At 65.7% G+C, this 5,768-nt stretch carries 5 protein-coding genes; all 5 read right to left on the minus strand.

Going from position 1 to position 5,768, the window contains the following annotated elements; all coding sequences use genetic code 11:
* Positions 1 to 175 precede the first annotated feature (175 nt).
* The 5 genes from ENJ37_09575 to ENJ37_09595 all read right to left on the minus strand — a co-directional run bounded on the left by ENJ37_09575 (position 176) and on the right by ENJ37_09595 (position 5,646).
* Positions 176 to 1,291, minus strand: a complete 1,116-nt coding sequence (locus ENJ37_09575) for an ABC transporter ATP-binding protein (protein HHL40743.1) — start codon at positions 1,289 to 1,291, stop codon at positions 176 to 178.
* A 206-nt stretch (positions 1,292 to 1,497) separates the two neighbouring features.
* Entirely contained in the window at positions 1,498 to 2,157 is a 660-nt protein-coding gene (gene modB, locus ENJ37_09580) for a molybdate ABC transporter permease subunit (protein HHL40744.1), read from the minus strand.
* 5 nt (positions 2,158 to 2,162) lie between these two features.
* Complete coding sequence (gene modA, locus ENJ37_09585) at positions 2,163 to 3,062, minus strand: molybdate ABC transporter substrate-binding protein (GenBank protein HHL40745.1); 900 nt, start codon at positions 3,060 to 3,062, stop codon at positions 2,163 to 2,165.
* On the minus strand, positions 2,960 to 3,694 hold the full coding sequence (locus ENJ37_09590; protein HHL40746.1) for a hypothetical protein: 735 nt from the start codon (positions 3,692 to 3,694) through the stop codon (positions 2,960 to 2,962). The genes modA and ENJ37_09590 overlap by 103 nt, the downstream gene beginning before the upstream one ends.
* A 443-nt stretch (positions 3,695 to 4,137) precedes the next feature.
* Positions 4,138 to 5,646 carry an FMN-binding glutamate synthase family protein gene (locus ENJ37_09595; protein ID HHL40747.1) on the minus strand — a complete coding sequence of 503 codons (1,509 nt, stop codon included), beginning with the start codon at positions 5,644 to 5,646 and terminating at the stop codon, positions 4,138 to 4,140.
* Between the last annotated feature and the right edge of the window lie 122 nt (positions 5,647 to 5,768).

Here is a 5,768-nt window from a genome sequence, read left to right on the forward strand (position 1 = left end):
AACTCCCCTCCCGCCGCAGACGCTCCACATCTTGCTCGGCGGCCCTTCCCCCCCCGCAGGCGGCGCGCCCGGCCTGAAGGGTAGTATAAAAGATACGGCGGCCCGCGGCAAGCCTTTCATGCGCCGCCGCGGCGCCTCCCCCCGCCCCGGGCGCGAAGGCCCGGCGGGCATGATGCTAACGGCCCCCTGACGGAGCGCCTATGACCCAGAGGCTCTCCTTTTTCAGCGATACCTTCAAGGGGGTCTCTTTTGCAAGGCCCAGCTTGCGGGCCACGAAGTTGGGGACTTCTATCTTGAGGAGGGCGCGGCGGTCCGTTTCGAGGCGGAGCACGGTGCTCGCGCCGCGGCCGCTGACGGCCCTTATACGGCCCTCCACGACGTTCCGGGCCACCCTCGGATCAAGCGGGCGGTCGGGCCGTATGATGTATATCTCCTCGGGCCTTATGCAGAGGGTGACCCTCGACCCCGGCGGACGGCGGTCTGCGCAGTGCGCCTCGAGGACGCCCAGCGGCGGACACTCTACGACAACGCCGTCGGCCGTCGCCGAGCGCACGACACCGTCGAAGATGTTGCGCGTGCCCACAAAGCGGGCCACGTCCCGTGTGGCGGGCCGGAAAAAGACCTCCTCGCGCGTGCCGTGCTGGATGATGCGGCCCTCGTTTATGACCGCTATGCGCTCGCCCATCTCGAAGGCCTCTTCGAGGTCGTGGGTGACGAGCAGGGTGCTCACCGGAAAGAGCCTGTGGATATCGAGGAGGTCGGCCCTGAGCTTTTCACGCACCAGGCTGTCGAGCGCCGAAAAGGGCTCGTCGAGGAGAAGGACCCTCGGTCCGGCGGCGAGCGTTCTTGCAAGGGCCGCGCGCTGGCGCTGCCCTCCAGAAAGCTCCCTCGGATAGCGCCCCTCAAGCCCCGCAAGGCGCATCAAATCGAGAAGCTCCCCGACCCTGCGCCTTCTCGCCTCCCCGTCCCGGCCCCCGACCCCGTAGGCCACGTTCTCGAAGACCGTCATGTGGGGAAAGAGGGCGTAGTCCTGGAAGAGGTGCCCCACCCTGCGCAGCCGCATGGGAACGTCCACACCGCTTTGCGAATCGAAGAGCGTGTCCCCGCCCACGCGCACGTAGCCGGCCTCGGGCCTGACGATGCCGGATATCATGTTGAGCACCAGGCTCTTCCCGGCCCCCGACGGCCCGAAGAGCACGGTGATGTCGGAGCCGGCCTCCAGCGCCACATCGAGCCTGAAACCCCCGCCCGACGAGTCGAAACCCTTTTCCAGTCTCAGCGAAAGAGCCATGGCCGATTCTCCCGCGTGAACCCCCGCTTAAACGCCCTCTGTAAAGGGGTCGCAGGCCCACGGTTCCCCCCTCCCCCCCTCGTATGCCATTCGGATGTTTGGCGGTCCTCTGGAGGTTCGGGCCGCAAAGGCGTAAAAAAACCCCGCCTGGCGCGGGCCGAACCTCCAGAGGACCGCCACCGCCGGGCCGACGGTTCAGGGCCTGCTCAAAGCCTTCCCCTGGTCACGTGGTTGACGAAGTAGAGCACGGCGAAAGAGAAGAGCGTTATGACGGCCACCATGAAGTTGGCCGAGGCGTCGTCTCCCATCTGCACGGCGTCATATATGGCTATGGGGAGTGTCTGTGTCGAGCCGGGGATGTTTCCAGCCACCATGAGTGTGGCGCCGAACTCGCCTGTTGCTCTGGCGAAAGCCATGACCGCGCCCGCCACTATGCCCCGCCAGGCAAGGGGCAGTGTTACTGTGCGGAGCACCTCGAGCTCCGTGCGGCCGAGAAGCCTTGCGGCGTTCTCGAGGTCGCTGCCCACGCCCTCGATGGCCGCCCGCGCCGGTTTCACGAAGAGAGGGAGGGCGGAGACGAAGGCTGCGAGCACCGCCCCCTTCCAGGTGAAGACGAGCTCCACTCCCAGCGTCCCCTCGATGAGACGGCCGACGGGGCCGCTCTTTCCGAAGGCGACGAGGAGATAGTAGCCCAGGACCGTGGGCGGTATGACAAGGGGCTGCATGACCACCACGTCGACGATGTGCTTTCCCGGAAAGTCGCGCCTTGCAAGGAGCAGGGCGAGGGCGAGCCCCACGGCGACCATGAAGAGCGTGGCGGTGAACGAGACCTTGATCGTGAGATAGAGGGGGAAGAGAGTGTCCATCGCCCTCAGCGGGCTCCGGCCGGGGCGGCGAGCCCGTAACGGGTGAAGACGGCCCTCCCGGCGGGACCGGCCGCGTACCGGAGGAAACGCCCGGCTTCGGCCCCGTCAGCGGCGCGGCGCAGTACGGCCGCCGCCTGCCTCACCGGCTCGTGGAGCGAGGGGTCCACGGGATAGGTATCGACGCCCTCGGCGCGGGCCACGGAAAGGGCGACTATGCCGACCGGAACGTCGCCCGTGCGGACAAAGCGCAACACCTGCCGGACGTTCTCGCCGTAGACCACCTTCTCCCTGACCGTCTCCCAGACCCCGGCGGACTCGAGCGCCTGCCTCGCGGCCCGGCCGTAAGGGGCGTGGGAGGGATTGGCCAGCGCTATGCGCCGCACCCGTGCAGAGGCCAGGTCCGCAAGCGTCGACACGGCCGCTCCGGCGGAGCGGTTCACTGCCATGGCCAGGCGGCCCTCGGCGTAGGTCGTCTCGGTGCCCTCCATTACGAGCCCCTTCTCTTTCAGGTCCTCGATGTAGCTTTCGTGGGCGGCGAAGAAGACGTCGAAGGGCGCGCCGTGGATTATCTGGCGGGCGAGCATGCCGGTCGAGCCGTAGGAGACGACGACCTTAACACCGGTCTCCTCTTCGTAGGAGGCCGCTATCTCGTCGAGGGCGAGGCTCAGCGACGCCGCCGCCGCCACGGTAAGGCGCGACGCCGCGGCGGCCCCGGCGCCCGGAAGCGCCCCGTGGACGATGATGCCCGCAAGAGCCGCTATGGTTGTCAGGGCCCAGGCGACGGGCTTCACGACGCTGACCCTCAGTATGCGTAAAGGTTGCCGTATGGTCTCGAAGATACGGGGATGAGTTTCTTGAAGGGCTCGGCCGTCACCTCGTCGATGTCGATCCCCAGGTCCGCGCAGTACTCCTCGAGGTAGCGGCGAAGCTCCTTCATGTCCTGCTCCGTCGGATCGAGCACGCCCACTTCCTTGCCGCAGCGAAAGTCGTCGATCTCGCCCCTTATGTAGATCACGCCGCCGTGCATGCCGGTGCCGATGTAGTCGCCGATAAGGGGCTCTCCCGGCGCCCTGTCAAGGCCCAGCAGCACGAGCACCCCGCCGGCCATGTACTCGCCGAAGAAGTCGCCGGCCGTGCCGCCCGCTATGATGACGGGGAGCTGCTTTCTGTAGCCCTTCATGTGGATGCCCACGCGGTAGCCCACGTTGCCGCGGATATGGAGCTTTCCGCCCCGCATGCCGTAGCCGAGGACGTCGCCTGCGTGGCCGTGGATGACGACCTTGCCGCTGTTCATGGTGTTTCCTATGTTGTCCTGGGCGTTGCCCTTCACGATGACGGTCGGTCCGTCCATGAAGGCCGACAGATCGTTGCCCGGCACGCCCTCGACCGTGATGGTCACGGGCTCTCGTATGCCGTCGGCGATGTAGTACTGGCCGTTGACGTTCCTGAGCACGATCTCCTTCTCGCCCGCGGCCACGGCCTCGCGCACCTTCTCGTTGAGCACCCTGTAGTAAAGACCCTTTGCGTCTATCTCCAGCATCTTTCGACCTTTCCCATGTTGCTTGCCCCCTCTCGGAGAGACCGGGGAGGCTCCGATCCATTCTATTCTTCTATTGCGTCCCGCCAGCGCCGGCCGCTTCGGGGGCGGTCCCCGTGAGGTCCGGCCCGCGCCGGGCCGGGGGAAACTCTCCGTAGAAGGGTCACAGCCCCCCGGTTCCCTCAGCACAATGAGTCAGAGTTTCCTTAGGAAGCTCTGATTTATTGCACTGAGGGAACCTTTTTGTAAAAGGGTCACAGACCCACGGTTCCCTCAGACTCCCTCCAAAAACTTTCAATACGAGTTGGTTTCCCCCTGTTTTGCCAGGCAAAACAGGGGGAAACCAACTCGTGTTGAAAGTCTTTGAAGGGGTCTGGGGGAAACGTGGGCCTATGGCCCTTCTACAGAAAGTTTCCCCCAGAGTAATCAACGGCCGCCCGGCTTCACCTTCCCGCGGGCTTTACGCCCAGGATGTCGAGGGTGCGGCTGTCGAGCCCCACGCCGCGAAGCCTTTCGCGGCTTCCCCGCAGGCTCTCTATGGCGTTGACGCCGAGAGCGCCGAGTATCTCCTTTATCTCGTGGCTCCAGGCGTGGATGAGGTTTACGAGCCTGTCGGCGTAGACCTCGGGGTCCAGCCTCGCCGTGAGCTCCGGGCGCTGGGTGGTGATGCCCCAGGAGCAGTTGCCGGTGTAGCACTTGCCGCAGACCGTGCAGCCCATGGTTATGAGCGCCGCCGTGCCCAGCGCCACGGCGTCGGCGCCGAGCGCTATGGCCTTCACGGCGTCGGCGCTGCTGCGAATGCCGCCGGCGGCGACAACGCTCGCCTCGTTGCGTATCCCCTCCTGGCGGAGCCTGTCGTCCACGGCGGCCACGGCGTGCTCGATGGGTATGCCAAGGTGGTCGCGTATGACCGAGGGGGCCGCGCCCGTGCCGCCCCGGAAGCCGTCGAGGTAGACGATGTCGGCGCCGGCGCGCACTATGCCCGACACGATGGCCGCCACGTTGTGGACCGTGGCGATCTTGACGGAGACGGGCTTGTAGCCAGTGGCCTCCTTTATGGCGTAGATGAGCTGGCGCAGGTCCTCGATGGAGTAGATGTCGTGCTGGGGGGCCGGACTGAGGGCGTCGGAGCCCACGGGGATCATGCGCGTCTTGGCCACCTGCAGCGGTATCTTCTCGCCCGGCAGGTGGCCGCCTATGCCGGGCTTCGCGCCCTGGCCGATCTTTATCTCCACGGCCACGCCGGCGTTGAGGTAGTCGGGGTTTACGCCGAAGCGCCCGGAGGCGACCTGCACTATTATGTGGTCCCTGTAGGGGAGCAGGTCCTCGTGGAGTCCGCCCTCGCCGGTGTTCATCAGTATGCCGCACTCCTTTGCGGCCATGGCCAGCACCTTCTGGGCGTTGAGGCTTATGGAGCCGAAGCTCATGGGCGAGAAGATGAACGGCGCCGAGAGCCTTAGCTGCGGCGGCAGCTTCCCGGCGAGCCTGGGCCTGCCGTCGGGCCCCTTCTCTATCTTGACGCTCGAGGGCTTCTTGCCCAGGTAGGTGCGAAGCTCCATGGGCTCGCGCAGCGGGTCGATGGAAGGGTTCGTCACCTGGCAGGCGTCGAGAAGGAGCCGGTCGAAGAGTATGGGATAGGGCAGGTCGCTGCCCATTCCCGTGAGCGGCATGCCGCCCGTCTCGGCCTGCTTCTTGATGTTCCTTATATTGTGATACCCCCAGTAGGCGTTGGGCTTGAAGCGCGTGGGATTTTCCAGTATCTCGATGGCCTCTTCGGGGCAGTAGTGGTAGCAGCGCAGGCACCTCACGCACTTGGCCGTGTCTATGAGCACCTTGTCGCCGCCCCAGCCGTACACCCCCCAGCCGCAGTTCTGGATGCAACGCTTGCAGCGGATGCACTTCTCCCTGTCGATGGTGGCCAGGTATTCCGGTGGTGCAAGACTCTTGAACATTTTAAGACTTTCTCCTCCTCGTCCCGGCGCAAGCCGCACCGGGACGCATCTGCCTTCTCCGTAATCCTTCTATCGCCTCCCCTGCGGCGGGCGCGCAGCGCAGGGGCTCAGTCCTCGAGCTC

The organism is Deltaproteobacteria bacterium (assembly GCA_011375175.1).
Classification (GTDB): Bacteria; Desulfobacterota; GWC2-55-46; order GWC2-55-46; family DRME01; genus DRME01.

What these genes read in the sequence shown, in the direction of transcription:
- ENJ37_09575 (HHL40743.1), bottom strand. Translation starts at nt 1,291, where the DNA reads ATGGCTCTTTCGCTGAGACTGGAAAAGGGTTTCGACTCGTCGGGCGGG.
- modB (HHL40744.1), bottom strand. Translation starts at nt 2,157, where the DNA reads ATGGACACTCTCTTCCCCCTCTATCTCACGATCAAGGTCTCGTTCACC.
- ENJ37_09595 (HHL40747.1), bottom strand. Translation starts at nt 5,646, where the DNA reads ATGTTCAAGAGTCTTGCACCACCGGAATACCTGGCCACCATCGACAGG.